The 19,865-nt window shown below is 69.6% G+C and carries 19 protein-coding genes; 8 read left to right on the top strand and 11 right to left on the bottom strand.

What is annotated here, in order from left to right:
- Window positions 1–11 precede the first annotated feature (11 nt).
- The 5 genes from ACRSBM_RS19225 to kstR form a co-directional block, all read right to left on the bottom strand.
- The gene (locus tag ACRSBM_RS19225) at window positions 12–1,115 is read right to left on the bottom strand and encodes an RES domain-containing protein (protein WP_434444992.1); all 1,104 of its coding nucleotides are present in this window, start codon (window positions 1,113–1,115) and stop codon (window positions 12–14) included.
- 3 nt (window positions 1,116–1,118) lie between these two features.
- Entirely contained in the window at window positions 1,119–1,751 is a 633-nt protein-coding gene (locus ACRSBM_RS19220; protein ID WP_434444991.1) for a hypothetical protein, read from the bottom strand.
- A 114-nt stretch (window positions 1,752–1,865) separates the two neighbouring features.
- The gene (locus tag ACRSBM_RS19215; RefSeq protein WP_434444990.1) at window positions 1,866–2,264 is read right to left on the bottom strand and encodes a hypothetical protein; all 399 of its coding nucleotides are present in this window, start codon (window positions 2,262–2,264) and stop codon (window positions 1,866–1,868) included.
- A 73-nt stretch (window positions 2,265–2,337) separates the two neighbouring features.
- The gene (locus tag ACRSBM_RS19210) at window positions 2,338–3,747 is read right to left on the bottom strand and encodes a hypothetical protein (protein ID WP_434444989.1); all 1,410 of its coding nucleotides are present in this window, start codon (window positions 3,745–3,747) and stop codon (window positions 2,338–2,340) included.
- A 41-nt stretch (window positions 3,748–3,788) separates the two neighbouring features.
- The gene (gene kstR / locus ACRSBM_RS19205) at window positions 3,789–4,364 is read right to left on the bottom strand and encodes a cholesterol catabolism transcriptional regulator KstR (protein ID WP_434453121.1); all 576 of its coding nucleotides are present in this window, start codon (window positions 4,362–4,364) and stop codon (window positions 3,789–3,791) included.
- Between the two features lie 159 nt (window positions 4,365–4,523).
- Between kstR and ACRSBM_RS19200 the strand changes: the two genes are divergently transcribed.
- Genes ACRSBM_RS19200 through ACRSBM_RS19175 form a run of 6 tightly spaced genes read left to right on the top strand, consistent with a single transcriptional unit; the run spans window position 4,524 to window position 10,921 of the window.
- Complete coding sequence (locus ACRSBM_RS19200) at window positions 4,524–6,425, top strand: acyl-CoA dehydrogenase family protein (RefSeq protein ID WP_434444988.1); 1,902 nt, start codon at window positions 4,524–4,526, stop codon at window positions 6,423–6,425.
- A gap of 14 nt (window positions 6,426–6,439) precedes the next feature.
- Entirely contained in the window at window positions 6,440–7,405 is a 966-nt protein-coding gene (locus tag ACRSBM_RS19195; RefSeq protein ID WP_434444987.1) for an acyl-CoA dehydrogenase family protein, read from the top strand.
- A complete protein-coding gene (locus ACRSBM_RS19190) occupies window positions 7,395–8,522 on the top strand; it encodes an acyl-CoA dehydrogenase family protein (protein ID WP_434444986.1) in 1,128 nt (375 codons plus the stop codon). Before ACRSBM_RS19195 ends, ACRSBM_RS19190 begins: the two co-directional genes overlap by 11 nt.
- Window positions 8,522–9,412, top strand: a complete 891-nt coding sequence (locus ACRSBM_RS19185; protein ID WP_434453118.1) for a bifunctional MaoC family dehydratase N-terminal/OB-fold nucleic acid binding domain-containing protein — start codon at window positions 8,522–8,524, stop codon at window positions 9,410–9,412. The genes ACRSBM_RS19190 and ACRSBM_RS19185 overlap by 1 nt, the downstream gene beginning before the upstream one ends.
- Window positions 9,399–9,782, top strand: coding sequence for a MaoC family dehydratase (locus tag ACRSBM_RS19180; protein ID WP_434444985.1), 384 nt, complete (start codon window positions 9,399–9,401; stop codon window positions 9,780–9,782). The genes ACRSBM_RS19185 and ACRSBM_RS19180 overlap by 14 nt, the downstream gene beginning before the upstream one ends.
- On the top strand, window positions 9,779–10,921 hold the full coding sequence (locus ACRSBM_RS19175) for a lipid-transfer protein (protein WP_434444984.1): 1,143 nt from the start codon (window positions 9,779–9,781) through the stop codon (window positions 10,919–10,921). Before ACRSBM_RS19180 ends, ACRSBM_RS19175 begins: the two co-directional genes overlap by 4 nt.
- A 259-nt stretch (window positions 10,922–11,180) precedes the next feature.
- Here ACRSBM_RS19175 and ACRSBM_RS19170 read toward each other — a convergent pair whose 3' ends face one another.
- The 6 genes from ACRSBM_RS19170 to ACRSBM_RS19145 all read right to left on the bottom strand — a co-directional run bounded on the left by ACRSBM_RS19170 (window position 11,181) and on the right by ACRSBM_RS19145 (window position 17,494).
- Window positions 11,181–12,380, bottom strand: a complete 1,200-nt coding sequence (locus ACRSBM_RS19170; protein ID WP_434444983.1) for a DUF222 domain-containing protein — start codon at window positions 12,378–12,380, stop codon at window positions 11,181–11,183.
- Between the two features lie 374 nt (window positions 12,381–12,754).
- Entirely contained in the window at window positions 12,755–13,591 is an 837-nt protein-coding gene (locus ACRSBM_RS19165; RefSeq protein WP_434444982.1) for a MaoC/PaaZ C-terminal domain-containing protein, read from the bottom strand.
- Window positions 13,592–13,601: 10 nt separating this feature from the next.
- Complete coding sequence (locus ACRSBM_RS19160) at window positions 13,602–14,570, bottom strand: 2Fe-2S iron-sulfur cluster-binding protein (RefSeq protein WP_434444981.1); 969 nt, start codon at window positions 14,568–14,570, stop codon at window positions 13,602–13,604.
- Window positions 14,563–14,802, bottom strand: a complete 240-nt coding sequence (locus ACRSBM_RS19155) for a hypothetical protein (RefSeq protein WP_434444980.1) — start codon at window positions 14,800–14,802, stop codon at window positions 14,563–14,565. Before ACRSBM_RS19155 ends, ACRSBM_RS19160 begins: the two co-directional genes overlap by 8 nt.
- The gene (locus ACRSBM_RS19150; protein WP_434444979.1) at window positions 14,799–15,926 is read right to left on the bottom strand and encodes a Rieske 2Fe-2S domain-containing protein; all 1,128 of its coding nucleotides are present in this window, start codon (window positions 15,924–15,926) and stop codon (window positions 14,799–14,801) included. Before ACRSBM_RS19150 ends, ACRSBM_RS19155 begins: the two co-directional genes overlap by 4 nt.
- Window positions 15,923–17,494 carry an FAD-dependent oxidoreductase gene (locus ACRSBM_RS19145; protein WP_434444978.1) on the bottom strand — a complete coding sequence of 524 codons (1,572 nt, stop codon included), beginning with the start codon at window positions 17,492–17,494 and terminating at the stop codon, window positions 15,923–15,925. The genes ACRSBM_RS19150 and ACRSBM_RS19145 overlap by 4 nt, the downstream gene beginning before the upstream one ends.
- 132 nt (window positions 17,495–17,626) lie before the next feature.
- Between ACRSBM_RS19145 and ACRSBM_RS19140 the strand changes: the two genes are divergently transcribed.
- Both ACRSBM_RS19140 and ACRSBM_RS19135 read left to right on the top strand, forming a co-directional pair.
- The gene (locus tag ACRSBM_RS19140; protein WP_434444977.1) at window positions 17,627–19,099 is read left to right on the top strand and encodes an FAD-binding protein; all 1,473 of its coding nucleotides are present in this window, start codon (window positions 17,627–17,629) and stop codon (window positions 19,097–19,099) included.
- A complete protein-coding gene (locus tag ACRSBM_RS19135; protein WP_434444976.1) occupies window positions 19,093–19,863 on the top strand; it encodes a 2-keto-4-pentenoate hydratase in 771 nt (256 codons plus the stop codon). The genes ACRSBM_RS19140 and ACRSBM_RS19135 overlap by 7 nt, the downstream gene beginning before the upstream one ends.
- Window positions 19,864–19,865 lie beyond the last annotated feature (2 nt).

The following is a 19,865-nucleotide window of genomic DNA, read 5'->3' as shown; positions in this document are numbered from 1 at the left end:
GGGGCGCCCGTTCACCCGTCGAGCAGCTCGTTCACCAGCTGCTCGACGTCCAGGTCGCCGTATCCCCGGCGCAGGTGGTGGAACTGGACTCCCACCAGATGCCGGAGCTCGGGCGGCAACGACTCCTCCCTGAGCGCGGCGCGCATGCCGACGAGCACCGGAACGATCTTCCGTCCGGTCCGGTGCGCCAGGACCAGCTCCCGGCGCACCCAGTCCAGTGGATCCTCCAGGAACGGAACTCCCTTGTCGTCGGTCAGGTTCTCCCACCGCCTGCCGATGACCGCGATCACCGTCTCGCAGGAGCGCACGCTCTCCTCGATGGACGCGGCGAAGTCCGGTGTGCCCGGCCTCATCGAGCGGACGTCGTAGAACACGGCCTGCTCGCCGAGCCGCCGGGCCAGTTCCCGGTGCAACAGCTCGGGAACGGCCTCGGCGTCGCCGGTGCGGAAGTTGATGAAGAACCTCGGCGACGTCGGTGGTGGCGGGTCGACCTCCACGCCGTACGGCTTGAGCAGGTCGGTCAGCCACGGAAGCTCCGCCGGGTCGTCCAGCGCCCGCGACGGCCCCGGCACGGGTGGGGCAGGGCACCGGTCGTCGAAGAGCACCACCGTTTCCCTAGGCATGTCCGCGATCGACTGCCAGAGGATGCCGTCCGCCCAGGGAACCCTGTCGTGCAGCCACTCCGCCCATTCCCTGGTGGCGTGGAACCGGTCCGGTGTGGTCGTCGTCAGCCAGGTGTCCTGGTGCACCGCGGCGAGGTCCTGAGTGGAGTACAGGCGGACGAGGTCGAGGTCGGTGCTGGTGCGCACCTCGGTGAGCACCTGGCCGGCCAGTGCCGCTCGGGGCAGGATCCGCTGGACGCCGCGGGTGACCGCGAACTCGCGCAGGAACCGTTCCGCGATGGTCGTTTCCGGTGCGGCGGACAGGCAGAGCGTGCGGTGAGGCGCGCCCGTGCACGCGTCGAACCGGCCACCGCCGAACGCGCCGCGGTGCTGGGCGTCGAAGGCCAGCGGGCTCCGGCCGGCGGGGTGAACGCGGTAGAACACCCTGCCCGCCGGGATCGTCTCGCGCACCGGGGTGCCGGTGAGCCGCGGGGGAGGAGGGACTTCGGGCACGGCTCAGCCCTCCGCCACCGCGACCGCGGCGGCCACCAGCAGGTCGTCGGACGTTCGCCCGACCAGCGTGAACGGCGGTTCGGAGAGCCAGGCGTTGGCGCTGAACCACCAGTCGGCGGCGCCCCACGGGTCGTCCTGGGCGCGCAGCACCCAGTTGATCCGCAACACGACCTCCAACGGCGCGCCCGACTCGTCGAACTGGAACAGCGGTACCGACGCGCTGCCGTCGTCGCGGTGGAGCTTGATGATCCCGAACGCGTCCGGCGTGTGCCCCTGTTCGCGCAGGTCCGCGGCCGGCTTCCACTCGTGGGCGAGGATGCGTTCCCTGGCGCTGCGCGGGCGTCCGTACAGGCGGGCGTCACCGGACAGGGCGATCAGCGCGTGGTCCAGATCGCGGGACTGCCGGACGCCGGCGTACCGGACTCCGGCATCGGCGAAGACCCGGTCGTCGTCCGGCAGGAACTCACCGAGCAGCCGCGTCACCCCGTGCGCGATCGCCGCCCGCTCTCCCGGGGAGGTCGCGGACCGCATCTCCCCGATCAGCGCGCGCAACCGCGCCCGCCCGTCCACGCCGAGCAGGTCGGTGACCCTGTCCCAGTCCGCGACGAGCGCGCCGATGATGTGCCGCACCGCCACGGGCACCACTCCCGATCCGTAGGGAAGTCATTCTGCCTCGGCGGGACCGGGAATATTTGGACAGAAACAGGACAGTTGCCTGTCATGGCCGGGGTTGCGTTCCCCAGCCGCTGATCAGGTCGCGGTCACGGCCTCGCAGTCGACCTTCTGGCCGGGCTGTCCGGTCGCCGTCGCCAGCTCCTTGATCCCGTCCAGCAGGATGCGGCAGGTGAGCACCTGGTCGCCCTTCGGCGTGGCCGAGACCTGGGCCTTCTCCCCGGCGTTGATCACGACCTCGAACGTCCACGGCAGCGGCCTCGAGATCGTGACGGACCGCGGGGTCTCCTTGCGGTTGGTGTTGGGCGACTCCGCGTACGTCACGTCCACGGCCGTCTCAGCGGGCTGGGACGTCACCTCGTAGGTGATGGCCCAGGCCTTGCCGATCAGTGTCGTCCAGCCGCCGAACTGGTTCACCAGGAACACGGTTCCAGCACCTAGGACGGCCAGCACGACGAGGACCACGAGCGTCTTCATAGGACAGACGGTAGAGGTGAACACCTTGCCCAGTCATCGTTCGGAGGTGTGACTCGCGGATCATTCCCAGGAACTACGCACCCCTGGCGAGGTACTTCTTGATGCAGTGGACCACGCCCTGCCTGCTCGCGAACGCGTTGAAGTCGGCGAGCCGGTGCACCGTGAACCCCATGCCCGTCCACAGCCGCTCCATCTCGTCGTCGATCACGGCGAGGTCGGCGTTCTCGCCGTGGCCGAAAGTCGGCAGGTAGACGTTCTTACCCGCGCCGGCGCTGTCCTCGACGAGGCAGTTGTTCCAGGTGATGTGGTGCCACGGCCGGACGTTGATCGTCGACTCCGGCTCGGCGCCCACCGCCGCGAACTCGGTGACGACCTCGCTCAGTTCGGCGCCGTCGGGCGTTCCGGCGAACGCGCGCAGGTCCGCGAACGTCAGCCGCTGGGCGATGTGGGGCCGGTGCACGAGCGGGTTGCGCACGACGTCGAACCCGCGGCCCTCGAACTCCGCCGCGATCTCGTCGTAGGCGTTCTGCAGGCTGAACGGCGACCTGGTGCCGAGCGCGGCATTCGCGAGCCCCGGGCTGCCGACCAGCACCCGGAACCGTCCGTCCACCCGCCCGGCCGGCGTCACGAACATGTCGATGTGGAAGATCGGCTGGACGTCCCCGACGCCTCCGCCGGGGATGTCGAGGTGGTACTCGCCGGCCTCCGCCGTCGCGTAGTAACTCTTCAGTCCCAACGGGCGTTTCGTGCCGACGAGGACGAGTTCGCGGTCGCTGTCGACGTGCCGGCGGAACAGTTCGCGGACGAAGTCCACCGCGGTCTGCCCCGGCGGCACCGTGATCGGCAGCTCACCGGTATTGACGAGTTCGAGCGTGTCCAGGAAGTAGTCGGTACCCAGCAACCAGAAGTCGTCGCCGACCAGGCAGTTACCGCCCTGGAACACCAGCGGCGCCTGCGTCGCCCGCACCGGCCCGAACTCCTCGACGGCGTCCGCGATCAGCGAGTCGCCAGACCGGGGGAACGACCACGGTTCCAGCAGGTACGTCCCGTCCTCACCCTGGTCGGTGAGCGCGAGGTAGCCGTCCTCGGCCCAGTCCGTGAAGTCCACGTAGCCGGGCATCGGCACGTACTGGGCGGTGTGCCCGGCCTCGGTGAACCATCCTTCGACGGTCTCGCGGTCGCTCTCGTGGTGGACCACGACGAACTCCGTGCCCGGCCGCATCGCGGCTATCACCGAACGGTAGCCCGCCGCCAGTTCCGCGGCGTGCACGCCGTAGGACGGGAACGCGAGCAGCAGCCGGTCGATCGACCCCGACCACGAGGAGACGAGGCTCGGGCGGGCGATGCCGGGCGTGGTGCGCAGCTGGTTCAGCGTGGCGATGCGGGACGGGCCCAGCGCGGGGAAGCGGTCGGCGTCGGTGCGCCGGTGGCGGGGTGCGTCGGGAACGAGGAACCGGAAGGCGGCATCGCCGTACAGACCCATGCCCCGATCCTAGGCCCGTATCGACGTTGGTGTTCGGTGTGTCACTTCAGCAGCAGGCGCACCGTGAGCTCGAGGCGGTTCGCGACGTCCGTGGCCGTGGCGCGGCGGGTGACCCAGGCGACGAGGTTCGACAGCCACACGTCGCCGATGACCCGCGCGATCGCCTTCTGCTCGTCGGTCGTCGCGTCGTCGCTCATCGCCTTGGTGAACATGGTCTCCATCAGCAGGGAGACCCGGTCGATCTCGGCACCCGCGGAGGCGTCGGCGAAGGTGAACGCGCGCGTCATCGCCTCGGTGAGGTGCGGGTTGCGCTGCAGGCCCCTGGTGATGCGGCCGAGCACGAACAGCACGCGCTCGTAGGCGGTGTCGCCGGGGATGGTGGTCCGGTCCATCTTCTCCTGGGCGCGCTCCAGTTCCACGGCGAGGCTCGACACGAGCAGGTGGACCTTCGAGGGGAAGTAGCGGTACAACGTGCCCAGCGCGACGTCCGCCCTGTCCGCGACGGCGCGCATCTGGACGGCGTCGAAACCACCTTTGGACGCCAGCGCGATGGTCGCGTCGACGATCCGCTTGCGACGTTCGCGCTGGGCGGCCGAGCTCAGCTCGTCGCCCGCCATGAGCGCGTCCGTGCGCGACTTCGAAGGTGACACGGAGATGATCCTCCTGGAACGTGTTGCAGCTGCCTCGTCATAGTACTCGATGGGTTTCCCGGGCATGATCTGTTGTCAGAAATAGAACACGTTCTATAAACTTCTTCATGTACTGGAGGAGGCCGCATGCCGATCGCCACGACCGGGGAACAGCGAGCGTTGCGCGACAGCGTGGACGCAGCGAAAGGTGAGTGGGCCGATCTGGTCCGGGTCGGGTTCTTCGAGGTGACGCGGGAGGGCGGCACGGTCACCGACCTCGCGGTGATGCTGGAGCGGGCGGCCGAGAACCTCGTGCCGGGGCCGTTGCTGCCGACGGCGCTGGTGTCGGTGCTGTTCCCGGACTTCGCCGGGATCGCCGGGTTCGGCTTCACGTCCGGGCACGTCGTCGGTGCCGCCGAAGCGACGCATCTGCTGGTCAGAACGGACCACTGGATGCTCGTGCCGGCCGAGCAGGTGACCGTCACGGGGCTCGAAGCCGTCGACCATTCACGTTCGCTCGGCTCGGTCACCGTCCACTCGCCAGGTGAGACGGTGGCCGACCCGACCGACCTCGCGGTGACGCTGATGGCCGCCGAGGCGAGCGGGGTCGCCGCGTGGTGCCTGAACACCGCTGTCGAGTACGCGAAACAGCGTCAGCAGTTCGGTCGTGTCATCGGCTCGTTCCAAGCCGTGAAGCACATGTGCGTGGAGATGCTGTGCCGCGCGGAGCAGGCGTCGTCCGTCGCGTGGGACGCGGCGCGGTCGGTCGGCGAGGACGAACACCCGCTGGCCGCGGCGGTCGCGGGCGCGGTGGCGTTCGACGCCGCGGTGCGCAACGCCAAGGACTGCATCCAGGTGCTGGGCGGCATCGGGTTCACCTGGGAGCACGACGCGCATCGCTACCTGCGGCGGGCGTTGGCGTTGCAGCAGCTCGCGGGCGGTGTCGCGTACTGGCGCCGCCGCGTCGCCCAACTGGCACTGGCGGGGGCACGCCGGTCCCTCGCCGTTCAGGTCGAGTCCGATCCGCAGGTGCGGGAGTTCGCCCGGGAGATCGCCGGACTGGACCCCGCCGCCCAGCGGCAACGGCTGGCGGACAACGGTTTCCTCGTGCCGCACTGGCCGAAGCCGTACGGGCAGGACGCCGGCCCGGCGCGGCAGATGGTGATCGACAGCGAGTTCGCCCGCGCCGGGGTGCGCAGGCCCGACCTGGTCATCGGCGGCTGGGCCGGGCCGACGATCCTCCGCCACGGGACACCGGAGCAGCAGGAACGGTTCGTGTGGCCGACGTTGCGCGGTGAGCTCATCTGGTGCCAGCTGTTCAGCGAACCGGAGGCGGGCTCCGACCTGGCGTCGTTGCGCACCAAGGCGCTCAGGGCCGACGGCGGCTGGCGGCTCGCCGGGCAGAAGGTGTGGACGTCGCTCGCGCACCAGGCCGACTGGGCGATCTGCCTGGCCCGCACGGACTCCAGCGTCCCGAAGCACAAGGGCATCACGTACTTCCTGGTCGACATGCGGTCCGATGGCGTCGAAGTGCGGCCGCTGCGGGAGATCACCGGCGACGCGCGGTTCAACGAGGTCTTCCTCGACGACGTGTTCGTGCCAGACGACTGCGTGGTCGGCGAGGTGAACGACGGCTGGCGGCTGGCCCGTACGACCCTGGCCAACGAACGCGTCGCGATGGGCTCGGCGCTGGGCGAACCCCTGGAACAGGTCCTGAGGTCTCCGGGCGCGGCCGATCACGCGGAACGGCTGGGTGCCCTGGTCGCCCAGGGCCTCGCGGTGTCCGTGCTGGACCTGCGGGCGAGCCTGCGGGTGCTCGGCGGACAGGAGCCCGGCGCGGAGTCCAGCGTGCGCAAGCTCGTCGGGGTGCGGCAGCGGCAGGACGTCGCGGAGTTCGCGGTCGACCTGCTCGGGCCGGACGCGGCGGTCGACGGTGACCTGGTCCACGAGTTCCTCCTGACCCGCTGCCTGAGCATCGCGGGTGGCACGACGCAGGTGCTGATGAACCTCGCCGGTGAACGGATTCTCGGTCTGCCCAGGGAAAAGTGACGCAGGGAGCCTTGATGGACTTCGAGCTCGACGAGACCCAGCGGGAGATCGCCACCCTGGCGGCCGACGTGCTGGGCAGGGAGAGCGACACCCCCTGGAAGGCGTTGGGGGAGGCGGGACTGCTGGCCCTGGCCGTTCCGGAACGGCTCGGCGGTGACGGGCTCGGCGTGCTGGAGACGGCCGTGCTGCTCACCGAGGTCGGCCGGCGTGCGGTGGACGTGCCGGCGCTGGCCACGCTCGCGTTGGGAGTGCTGCCGATCGCGCGGTACGGAACCGCCGGCCAGCAGGACGCGTTGCTACCGCTGGTGACCGAGCAGCACGGCGTGCTGACAGCCGCTTTGAGCGAACCGTCGCGGCCCCTGCCCGCCGTTCCGAACACCACGGCGGGGCCGGACGGCATCGTCGGCGTGAAGATCAACGTGCCGCACGCCGCCGAGGCGCGACGGATCCTCGTCAGCACGAACACCGGTGTCTTCGTCGTCGACCCGGCACAACCCGGAGTGTCCATATCGGACGGAACGGTGCGACTCGACGCAGCTCGCGGAGAACCGCTCGGAGAGGGTGCCGCGGCAGGGATTCGCCGGTTCGCGCTGGCCGGGGCCTGTGCGCTCGCGGACGGCGTCCTGGCAGGCGCACTCGACCTCACCGTGCGCCACGTCGGCACCCGCCACCAGTTCGGCAAACCCCTGGCGACCTTCCAGGTGGCGGCCTGCCTGGTCGCCGACGCCTACATCGCCGCCCGCACGCTGCACCTCGCCACCCTGTCCGCCTGCTGGAGCCTCGACGACAGCGACCTGAGCACCGCCGCCTACTGGCTCGCGGCGGAAGCCCTTCCGGCCGTCCACACCTGCCACCACCTGCACGGCGGTCTCGGCCTCGACATCACCTATCCCATGCACCGCTACTACGGCATGGCCAAGGAGCTGACACGGTTCGTCGGCGGAGTGGAGCACCGCTTGGGAGCCATCGATGTTCATTGACCTCACCGCGGAGCAACGCAAGCTGCGCGACGAGTTGCGCGAGTACTTCGCGAACCTGATGTCCGCCGCCGAACGCGAGGCGATGCTCACCGAACGGCACGGGGAGACCTACCGCGCGCTGGTGCGCAGGCTGGGACGGGACGGCAGGCTCGGCGTCGGGTGGCCCAAGGAGTACGGCGGCCTGGGGTTCGGGCCGGTCGAGCAGCAGATCTTCGTCAACGAGGCCGCTCGCGCGGACGTCCCGCTGCCGTACGTGACGCTGCAGACGGTCGGGCCGACGCTGCAGTCGTTCGGAACCCAGGAGCAGAGAGACTTCTTCCTGCCGCGCATCCTCTGCGGCGACCTCCACTTCGCCATCGGCTACACCGAACCGGACGCGGGCACCGACCTGGCCGCGTTGCGCACCAAGGCGGTCCGGGACGGCGATCACTACGTCGTCAACGGGCAGAAGACCTTCACGACGGGCGGCCACGACGCGGACTACGTGTGGCTGGCCTGCCGCACCGGAGCGCCGGACTCGCGGCACAAGGGCATCACGATCCTGATCGTCGACACCACCGACCCCGGCTACTCGTGGACGCCGATCATCACCTGCGACGGCGCACACCACGTCAACGCCACCTACTACAACGACGTCCGCGTGCCCGAGGCCCGCAGGGTCGGCGACCAGGACAAGGGCTGGCGGCTGATCACGACCCAGCTCAACCACGAGCGCGTGATGCTCGGCCCGTCCGGGCGGATCGGTGTGCTGATCGAACGGGTCCACAGCTGGGCGGCCGAGCGTCAGCTCCTCGGCGAACCGGACGTGCGGCGCGCGCTGGCCGAGGCGAGAGCGGTGCACCGGGTGAACGAGCTGCTCAACTGGCAGGTCGCGAGCGGTGAGATCGAGGTCGCGGACGCGTCGGCGACGAAGGTGTTCGCCGCCGACCGCACCCAGCGCGTCGGCAGGCTGCTGGAGGAACTGGTCGGGCGCCACGGCGCCGACGCGGAACTCGTCCGGTGGCTGGACGTCCAGGCGCGGCGCAACCTCGTGCTGACGTTCGGCGGGGGAGTGCAGGAGATCCAGCGCGAACTGATCGCGAACATCGGGCTCGGCCTGCCGCGGGTGGTGCGATGATCGACATCGAGAAGGAGGCCGCCCGCATCGCCGAGCAGGGCGAGTCCGCGCCGCGACTCGCGCGCGACCCGGTGAACCTGCCGATGATCAACAACTGGCTGGAGGCCATCGGCGACGAGCACCCCGGCTACACCGAGGTCGCGCCGCCCGCGATGGTCCAGGTGTGGACGATGGCCGGACTGCGCGGCCAGCGCACGCTCGACGACCCGCTCGGCAGGATGATGGCGATCCTGGACGAGGCCGGGTACACGTCCGTCGTCGCCACCAACAGCGACCAGACCTACCACCGGTACCTCAAGGTCGGCGAGCACCTGTCGGTGACGACGAGCCTGGAGGACGTGACGGGGCCGAAGAGGACGGGCCTGGGCGAGGGCTGGTTCGTCACGACCAGGAGCACGTGGTGGGTCGGCGACGAGGCCGTGGCCGAGATGCGGTTCCGCGTACTGAAGTTCCGGCCGGCCGCCCAGCCTGCTCCTGCGGCCGCCCAGTCCGCCCCGCCGCCTCAGGCGATCCGTCCTTCCGTCAACCGCGACACCGCGTACTTCTGGGAGGGGTGCCGGGAAGGCGAGCTGCGCATCCAGCGGTGCGGCGGCTGCGGCCTGCTGCGGCATCCACCGGGCCCGATGTGCCCGGAATGCGGTGCCACGAAACCGAAGTACCTCGTCTCGGATGGCCGTGGCGTGGTCTACAGCTACGTGGTGCACCACCACCCGCAGGTGCCCGGCAAGCAGACCCCGTTCGTCATCGCCCTGGTCGAACTGGACGAGGGCGTGCGGATGCTGGGCGAGCTGGACGGCGAGCCGAGCGTCGGGCTGCCGGTCGAGGTCGTGTTCACCAAGGTCGACGACGAGCTGACGATGCCGAGCTGGAGGCCCCGTGCGGATCGGTGATTCCCTGCCCGAGTGGCACGTCGAGGCCACCCCGACGTTCGTGATCAGCACCGCGCTGGCCACCCGCGACTTCCAGGACGTCCACCACGACCGCGACCTGGCGGTCCAGCGCGGGTCGAAGGACATCTTCATCAACATCCTCACGACGACCGGCCTCGTGCAGCGCTACGTCACCGACTGGGCGGGCCCGGAGGCGTTGGTGCGCCAGGTGAACATCCGCCTCGGCGCGCCCTGCTTCGCCTACGACACCCTGAAGTTCTTCGGCCAGGTGGTCGAACGCGAGGCACAGGACCTGATCATCGAGGTCGTCGGCAGGACCGCCCACGGGGACCACGTCACCGGAACCGTGAAGATCGAGGTGCCCGCGTGAACGCCGCGATCGTCGGGATCGGCGCGACCGACTTCTCCAAGGACTCCGGCCGCAGCGAACTCCAGCTCGCCGCCGAGGCGGTACGAGCCGCCCTGGCGGATGCCGGCCTCGAGCCGTCCGATGTGGACGGACTGGTCAGCTTCACCATGGACACCAACGCCGAGATCGCGGTGGCACGCGAGCTGGGCATCCCGGAGCTGACGTTCTTCAGCCGGGTCCACTACGGCGGCGGCGCGGCGTGCGCGACCATCGGGCAGGCCACGATGGCCGTCGAGACCGGTGCCGCGAAGGTCGTCGTCTGCTACCGGGCGTTCAACGAACGTTCGGGGCACCGGTTCGGGCAGGTCCAGACAGCCGCGGCGGCCAACATCGACAACAGCTGGTCGTACCCGATGGGCCTCGGCACACCGGCGGCGATGGTCGCGATGTTCGCCCGCCGGTACATGCACGAGTACGGCGCCACGAGCGAGGACTTCGGCCGGATCGCGGTGATCGACCGCAAGCACGCCGCCACGAACCCGCACGCGTGGTTCCACAACAGGCCGATCACCCTGGACGACCACCAGGCGTCGCGCTGGATCGCCGAACCACTCCGGCTCCTCGACTGCTGCCAGGAGAGCGACGGCGGTGTGGCCCTGGTGGTCACGTCGGCGGAACGCGCCCGCGACCTGCCGGGCAAACCTGTGCGCGTCAAGGCCGCCGCGCAGGGCAGCAGCGTGGACCAGTTCACGATGACCAGCTACTACCGCGACGACCTGACCAGGCTGCCCGAGATGGGCGTGGTGGCGCGCGGCCTGTGGGAGAAGTCCGGCATCGGTCCGTCCGATGTGGACGTGGCCGTGCTCTACGACCACTTCACACCGTTCGTCCTGGTCCAGCTCGAGGAACTGGGCTTCTGCGGCCGGGGAGAGGCGAAGGACTTCGTGGCGTCCGGCGCGCTGGAACTGGACGGCTCGCTTCCCCTCAACCCGCACGGCGGCCAGCTCGGCGAGGCCTACCTGCACGGCATGAACGGCATCGCCGAGGGCGTGCGCCAGGTGCGCGGCACCGCGGTGAACCAGGTGGCGAACGTCGAGCACGTCCTGGTCACCGCCGGTACCGGCGTGCCGACCAGCGGCCTGGTCCTCGGTCAGCCCTGACTCCGGTCTCGCCGACGAGCCGGGTCGATTCATCGCCGCTTCGCGACGATTGCGATTGGGGCTTGACTTCGGGGCGCTTGCGAAGCGCTTTCTCGGCCTGAAAAGGCCGGGCATAAGGAGCCCGGCCGTTCCCTTCAACGGTAGCACCTCGCACCCAAAGTAAAGCCCCAATCGCGCGGCGGTTGCGTTATTACCGCTTGCGCAGCGGAGAATGAGGGAAGACGGCTCGCTTCGCGTCGCCACGGCTTTGCCGGGACGATCAGGCGGCGGCATGGAGAAGATTTCTCCTGGGCTTGCGGTTGTCGTCCATCCAGCGGGGCGGGTAGAACGTGGGTATGCCGTGCTCAATTGTCACGTCCCATTCGCTTTGGTGGATGAGCGTGTGGTGGTGGCGGCACAGCAGGACGGCGTTGTGGACCGATGTCTCGCCGCCGTCCGCCCAATGGCGCACGTGGTGGCCGTCGCATTGTTTCGGTGGTCTGCCGCACCCGGGAAAAGCGCAGCCGCGATCGCGGGCGACGAGTATTCGGCGGATTCCGGCGGGGAACGTACGGGTTTTGCGGCCGATGTTCATCGGCTGGGACTTCTCGCCCAGTACCAGCGGGATGATGCCCGCGTTGCAGGCGAGCTGACGGACCTGCTTGGCCGGGACACGCTCGCCGTTGTCCAGCGTCGCCTGCCCGACCTGCTCGGCGAGGTCGTCGTAGCGGATGGTCACGGTGAGCGTGACCGGTTCGCCGCCGTGCTCGGGCAGCTGGTCGGCGCGCAGCATCAGATCGACCAACTCGGCCAGGGCGTCGCCTTCACGCTCGGCGCGTGACCGCAGGTCCGGGCCGTCCTCGGCGGTCTCCGGACGCGGCTTGGCCAGCGGATCGAGCAACGCCTCGTACTTCGCGCCAGTGACTGCGTCCAGCACCGCCCTTATCTCCAGCTGGCCGTTCTTCCAGCGCATCACATGCTGGTTGACCTGCGGCGCGGGCTCAGGTTCGCGCGGCTCCCGGTCGTCCTGATACAGCCGATACGCGAGCTCCTTGCCGAACGCGCGCACCGCACTTGGCTCATGCTCACGAGCGAAGCTCACGACGGAGTCCTCAGCCTCGGCGGGCAGGGCCTTCATGACCTCGGCGACCACCGCGACATGCTCGACCGACAACACACCCTCGGCCGCAACCGACGCGGTCACGGGAAGTTCGGGAGCGAGCTCACTGCCGGTCGGGGTGATCTCACTCCCGAGCAACCCGGCGTTCGTGACCCATTTCTTGGCCGTGGTGAGATCCCACCGAACCGCGTGTCGCAACACCTGCGGCAGATTCTTGTAACCGAGCTCGCCCGCAGCTCCTCGCCGATCCAGTTCGGCGATCTTCTGCAGGACAGCATTCTCGCGAACCCGAATCTCCGTCACCTCATCGGCGAGACTGCTCAGCAGCTCGTCGGTGCGGAGGAGTCGGGTTTCGATCACGTGTTCTACTCTACCGCAAGATCACGGGAAGGTAACGATGAAAGCGGAACGCGATTGGGTGAACCCCCCGGGCCAGCGGTGATAACGCGACCACCGCGCGATTGGGGCTTGACTTTGGGTGCGAGATGCTACCGTTGAAGGGAACGGCCGGGCTCCTTATGCCCGGCCTTTTAGGCCGAGAAAGCATCTCGCAAGGGCCCCGAAGTCAAGCCCCAATCGCAATCGTCGCGGAGCGGCGATGAAATGACCCGGCTCGTCATCGCCCAACGAACAGGTCCGGACGAGGCCGTGCAGGGCGAGGTCAAGGTGAACCTGCCCGCAGAGCGGTGACGGGCGAAGCCGGCCGACGCCTGGCAAGCCCGGCACCCTGCTCGTCACGGCGCGCCGCGAAGAGTGAGTACCGCGTCAGCGAGAACGGGACGGTCCCCGGCCGAGGTGTCCACGACGAGCCGGAGACCGTCCCGCCACACCCGCGTCGTCAGCGTCTCGCCGGGAAACACCACCCCCGCGAACCTCGCCCCGAACGACGCCACCTGCTCCGGCCCGTCGAGCACCGCGTCGATCACCGCCTTGCACACCACGCCGTACGTGCACAGGCCGTGCAGGATCGGCTGGTCGAACCCGGCGCGCTGGGCGAAGGCGGGATCCGCGTGCAACGGGTTCCGGTCACCGCACAACCGGTAGAGGTACGCCTGCTGCGGCAGGGTCGGTGTCTCGATCACGAAGTCGGGCTCGCGCGCGGGCACCTCGACCTTGCCCGACGGGCCGCGCTCGCCGCCGAAACCGCCCTCGCCACGGGCGAAGATGCTGGACCGAGTCGTGTAGAGGGCGGTCCCGTCCGGTGTCACGGCGGTGGCCTCCTGCACGATGACCGCGGCCTTGCCCTTGTCCCAGACGTCCGCGATCCGCGTCTTCAGCACCGCCTCGCCCTCGGCGGGAAGAGGGGTGTGCACGGTGATCTCCTGCGTTCCGTGCAGAACGCGGGCCAGGTCGATGTCGATGCCGGGGAACGACACGGCGGGCGGCGCGGTCTCGTGGAAGCGAGGGGCGACGACGCCGAACGTCGGCAGCACCCGCAGGCCCTGTTCGTAGACGTACCGGAGTTCCGTCGCCCCCAGCGCCAGGTGGTAGAGCAGCACGTCGGACTCGGTCCAGGCGAACTTGACCTCGGGAAGCTCGGCCCCGACGGCGACGGAAGGATCGATCGGCATCAGGCGCCCCTCACTCGTAGGTGATCTTCACGGTGTCGGTGACCGGGACCGACTGGCACGCCAGCACGATGCCCTCGGCGATGTCCTCGGGGTCGAGCACGTCGTTGTTGAGCATCTTGACCTCGCCCCCGACCAGCCGGCACGCGCACGCGCTGCACGCACCCTCGCGGCACGAGTACGGCGCGTCGAGTCCCTTCTCCAGCAACAGGTCGAGCAGCTTGGTCCGCGCGGGCCACGGGAACCGGTGCCGTTCGCCGTCCAGCTCGACCTCGACCACCGCGTCCGGCCGGTCGTCGACGATCGGCACCACCTCGGCGAACGGATCGCTGGACAGCGACACGAACTTCTCGACGTGCACGACCGGAACGTCGTGCAGCGCCTTGCGGGCGGCCTCCATGAACGGGCCAGGCCCGCACACGAACGCTTCGTCGCACGTCCGCACGAACGCCCGCAAGCCGTCCACGTGCGGCAACCCCTGCACCGACTCCAGCCAGTGCACGACGGTCAGCCGGTCCGGATGCGCGCGAACGAGCTCGGCGAGCTCGCGCGCGAAGATCACGGAAGCCTCGTCCCGGTTGGCGTACAGCAGGAACACCCGGCCCGACCCGGACGTCAGCACCGCCCGGATGATCGACATGACCGGCGTGATCCCGCTGCCGGCCGCGAACGCCAGCAACGAGGAGTCCAGCGACGACGGCGTGAAGACGCCGGCGGGCGCCAGCACGTCCAGTTCCACGCCCTCGGCCAGCGAGGAGCACATCCAGTGCGAGCCGTACCCGTCCGGCGTGCGCTTGACCGTGATCTTCAACGGCTCACCCGGCGCGCTGGACAGCGAGTAGCACCGCGCCACGTCACCGGCCCGCACGGTCAGGAACTGTCCGGGCCTCACCGCGAAGTCGGCGCCTGACAACACGAACGAGCGGGCGTCGGCAGTCTCCTCGATCACGGCGTCGACCCGCAGCCGGTGCACCTCAGCCATCGGCGACCTCCAGCGTCCCCTCGCGCACCGCCTTCTCGATGCTGTCCCGCAACCGCAGGCAGGTCGGTACGAGCGCGGACCGCGCCCCGCAGAGCTCCGGGCAGTCACGGGTGTCGGCGAGCCACTGCACGCTGGTGTGCTGCGGGCTGTTCTTCTTCACCAGCACCCGGTTCCCGCAGTCGCAGCGGACCGGCACCATCCCGCCGGCCAGGAACTCGTCGCGCTCGCTCACGTCGCCTGCTCCTGACGGGCCAGATTCTCGGCGACCTCCTTCTCCCACACCTCGATCGCGCGGCTCGTGTCGACCTCGAACTCGAAGCGCCGCACCATGTCGTCGCTGACGTCCTCGACGTCCACGTAGAACTGCTCGTACCAGCGCCGCAACTGGTAGACCGGCCCGTCCTCCTCGCACAGCAACGGGTTGTCGATGCGGGTCTTGTTCTGCCAGATCTCCACGTCCTGCAGGAACCCGACGCCGATGCCGCGCGCGAACTTGGCCGCGATCTTGTCGGCGTGCACGTCGTCCACGCCGGGCAGCTTCTTCACGATCGCGCCCCACTGGAGCTTGAACGACGTCGGTGAGATCGGGTAGTGGCAGTTGATCAGCACCGTCTCGATCTCGAGACCCTTGTAGTCGTTCCACAGGTAGTCGATCATGTAGGACGGCCCGTAGTACGCGGCCTCCGAACGCACTTCCACGTCACCGGTGTAGTTCGAGCCCATCGCGACGTCCGGCCGTCCGCGCGTCGTCAGGTACTGCGAGGCGACGTGGCCCTCCATCACGTTCTTGAAGTACGTCGGGAACGCGAAGTGGATGTAGAAGAAGTGGGCCATGTCGACGACGTTGTCGATGATCTCGCGGCAGTTCGCGCCGTCGATCACCACCGAGTCCCACGTCCAGTTGCTCCACTCGTTGCTGAACGCCGCGTCGATGCGCGGGATCGTCACGTGCTCGGGTGGCGGGTTGCCCTGCGGGTCGTTCCACACGAAGAGCTGCTTGTTCTCCTCCAACGTGATCCACGACCGGGTGCGCGCCCGCAGCGGAACCCGCTTGGCGTACGGGATGTCGGCGCAGCGGCCGTTGCCCGCCCAGCGCCAGTCGTGGAACGGGCAGGCGATGTTGTTGCCCTTGATCGTGCCCTGGGTGAGGTCGCCGCCCATGTGCCGGCAGTACCCGTCGAGCACGTTGATCTTGCCGTCCTCGGTCGCGAACACCACGAGCTTCGTGCCGAACGCCTCCACGGCATGGGGTTTGCCGTCGCGGAAGCTCGCGGCGAGGCCCAGGCAGTGCCAGCCGCGCGCGAACCGCGCTGGAGGTGCGCCCGCGTCGATCGTCCGCACGCTGTCCTGCGTCATCGCTCTCCTCCAGAGATGTCGAGGCCGGCGAGGTATCCGAACGTCATCGCCGGTCCGAGGGTGGCGCCCGCGCCCGCGTAGGTGTGGCCCATGACCGAGGCGCTGGTGTTGCCCGCCGCGTACAGGCCCTCGATCACCGACCCGTCCTCGCGCAGCACCCGCGCGCGGGCGTCGGTGCGCAGGCCGCCCTTGGTGCCGAGGTCGCCGGGCACGATCCTGACCGCGTAGAACGGCCCGGTGGTCAGCGGCGCGAGGTTGGGGTTCGGGTGGTTGCGCGGATCGCCGTAGTAGCGGTCGTACGCGCTGTCGCCGCGGTGGAAGTCCACGTCCCTGCCCTCGACCGTGAGCGTGTTGAACCGCCGCACGGTCTCGACCAGTTCCGGGAGGTCGGCCTCCTGGGCGAGCTCTTCGAGGCTGGGCGCGGTGAGCACGGACTCCTTCCAGCGCCGGGGAAGCGGCCGCCGGGGCGGGATGCCGCAGAACGGGTAGCGGCTGCGGTAGGCGTGGTCGAAGACGAGCCAGGTGTCGCCGGTCATCGCGTTGACCACGTCGATGTAGGGCGCCGCCTCGTTCACGAACCGGCGGCCGGTCTTGTCGACGAGCACGCAGCCGGGCAGGGACCGTTCCGCGAGCAGGAAGAACGGGCCGCGCGGCAGCGGGACGGACGGACCCCACCAGGCGTCGTCCATCAGCCCGACGGCCGCGCCCGCCCGCATCCCGGCCTCGATGCCGTCACCCGTGTTGGCCTTCGCGCCGACCGTCCACTCCGTACCGATGTCCTGGTACTGCTTGCGCATCCGCTCGTTGTTCTCGAACCCGCCCGACGCGAGCACCACGTGTTCGGCCAGGATCAGCTTCTCGCCGCAGAGAACTCCTGCCACCCGGCCGTTCTCGTAGTGCAGGTCGGTCATCGCGGTGTTGAGCCTGACCTCGACGTTCAGCGCCTTGAGCCCTGCCCTGAGCCCGGCGGACAGCGCCTGGCCCATCGTGAGGCGTCTGCCCGGCAGGAACCGGCGGGCGAAGACCTTGGCGGCGGTGACGAGACCGCGCGGGTGCCGGCCGATCAGGGTCAGCCAGCGGTAGTCGGACTGGGTGATCACGATGCCCGCTGGCGTCGGCACGTACGGCGGTTCGAGGTCCTTGATCTCCTCGCCGAGCAGCTTCGTGTTGAACGGCAGCGGTTCGACCGAGCGGCCGCGCGGCTGTCCGCCCGGCGCCTCCGGGTAGTAGTCGGCGTAGTCGCGGACCCACCGGAACCTCAGCGGTGTGTGCGCGCAGACGAACGCCAGCATGGCCGGTCCGGCCTTCAGGAAGGCCACCCGGAGCTCGGCCGGGACCTCGGGAGCGATGTGCGCCAGGTAGGTGCCGGCGCGCTCGGGTGAGTCGGGTATGCCGTTGGCGGCGACCACGGCGTTGTTCGGCACCCAGACGCCGCCGCCCGACCGCGCGGTCGAGCCGCCGTAGTGCCCGGCCTTCTCGACGATCAGGGTCCGCAGGCCGTGTCGAGCGGTGCAGAGCGCGGCTGTCATGCCCGCCGCGCCACTGCCGACGACGATCACGTCGTACATCACACCTCCACGGGGCTTAGACTAGAACAGGTTATAGTTCTGAGGCGGTTTGGCGCTATGGTGTAGGAGTTCCAGGCAAGTCGACTCACCAAGAACCTGTTTCTGACCAAGAACCTGTTCCAGGAGGGTTGCGTGGAGGTCACCGCTGACGTGGTCGTCATCGGCTTCGGTGCTGCCGGCGCGTGCGCCGCCATCGAGGCCGCGGCGGCCGGTGCGTCCGTGGTGGTGCTGGACCGGTTCGGCGGTGGTGGGGCGACCGCGTTGTCCGGCGGTGTCGTCTACGCGGGTGGCGGGACGCGGCAGCAGGTCGAGGCCGGTGTCACCGACTCGGTCGACGCGATGTTCTCCTACCTGAGGCACGAGGTCCGCGACGCGGTGTCCGAGACGACGTTGCGGCGGTTCTGCGAGGACAGCGCCAAGATGCTGGCCTGGCTGGAGGACCAGGGCGTGCCGTTCGACGCCCGCGTGTCCCCGTTCAAGACCTCGTACCCGACCGACGACCACTACCTGTACCTGTCCGGAAGTGAGGACGCCTGGCCCGACCCGGCCCCGCGCGGGCATCGGACCAGGGCGAAAGGCACGTCCGGCAAGGTCTTCTTCGCTCGTCTGGCCGAAGCCGTGCGGCGCGCGGGCGTGCGGATCATGCCGCAGACCCGCGCTCTGGACCTGGTCACGTCGGACGGCCGGGTGACGGGTGTGCGCTGCCGGACGCTCTCCGGCCTGCCACGCGTTGTGCACGCGGCGTTGTCCCAGGCAGGCGCCAAGCCGTGGCTCTACTACCCGCCGCTGGGTCGCAGGCTGTTCGGGCTGGCGGCGTGGCTGGAACGCTTCGGCCGCACGGTGACGGTGAGCGCGCGGCGGGGAGTGGTCATCGCCGCCGGTGGCTTCGTCGCGGACCGGGAGTGGATGCGCGAGCACGCTCCGGCCCACCGCGGCGGCCTCGCGCTGGGCACACCCGGTGACGACGGCGGCGGGATCCGGCTCGGCGTCGCCGCCGGCGGGAAGACCGCGCGGATGGACAAGATCTCGGTCTGGCGGTTCATCACGCCGCCCAGCGCGTTGCAGCGTGGCGTCCTGGTCGACTCGGCGGGGCAGCGGTTCGGCGACGCGACCCTCTACGGCGCCGCCAACGGTGGCGCGATCGTCGAGCGCGGCGGCAAGGCCTGGCTGCTGATCGACGACGAGATCCTCCAGGTCGCACGGGCCCAGGTGAAGACGCAGACGGCGCCGTTCCAGCGCTGGCAGGTCCGCTACCTGCTGGGACGCGGCCTGGTCACGGCGCCGACGATCGAGGAGGTCGCTGCCAAGGCAGGCATCGCGCCGCCCGAACCGTTCGGGACGCCGCCCTACTCGTTGATCAACGTGTCGGTGCGCGCCGGGTTCGGCTACCCGTGCCCGATGCTCACGCTCGGCGGGCTCGTCGTGGACGAGGACACCGGTCAGGTGCAAGGAGTCGCAGGCCTGTACGCCGCCGGCCGGTCGGCGGTCGGGGTGTGCTCGGAGTCCTACGTCAGCGGCCTCGCGCTCGCCGACTGCGTCTTCTCGGGCCGCCGCGCAGGGCGACACGTCGCCGAATCAGCAGGTACAGGGGAGGCCAGGTGCTGACGATCCAGTCCAGGGAGGCGGCGGCCGAGTTGCTGCGGGCGGCGGAACGCGACCGCGTGCCGATCAAACCCCTGGTGGAGCTGTATCCCGGCATCGACGTGGTCGACGCGTACGAGATCCAGCTGCTCAACGTCCGGCACCGCAACCGTGACGTGATCGGCCACAAGGTCGGCCTGTCGTCGCTGGCGATGCAGCAGATGATGGGCGTCGACGAACCGGACTACGGCCACCTGCTCGACGACATGCAGCTGGCCGGGACCGCGGACGCGTCGGCGTACCTGTACCCGCGGGTCGAGGTCGAGATCGCGTTCCTGCTCGCCCGCGACCTGCCCGGCGAGGGGTGCACGGTCTCCGACGTCCTGGACGCCACCGAGTTCGTCGCGCCGGCCATCGAGCTGATCGACAGCCGGATCGAGAACTGGCGGATCGGCCTGCAGGACACCATCGCTGACAACGCGTCGTCGGCCGGGTTCATGCTGGGATCCGAGCGGGTTCGTCCGTCCGAACTGGACATCGGCGCCGTCGCGGCCACGTTGCGGCGCAACGGCGAGATCGTCGCCGAGGGGCGTGGTGACGCCGTGCTGGGCGACCCGGCGATCGCGGTGGCGTGGCTCGCGGCCAAGGTGGCGAGCTTCGGCGTCCGGTTGCTGGCGGGCGACATCGTGCTGCCCGGATCGTGCACGCGCGCGATCGACGCGAGGCCTGGGGATGAGTTCCACGCCGAGTTCGCCGGACTCGGCTCCGTCGACCTGAAATTCGATTGAGG

Origin of the sequence: Lentzea xerophila (assembly GCF_051094245.1) — a bacterium.
In the GTDB taxonomy this organism is placed as follows: domain Bacteria; phylum Actinomycetota; class Actinomycetes; order Mycobacteriales; family Pseudonocardiaceae; genus Lentzea; species Lentzea xerophila.
The sequence above is the reverse complement of the archived record's forward strand: the minus strand, read 5'-3'. Positions and strand labels throughout refer to the sequence as shown.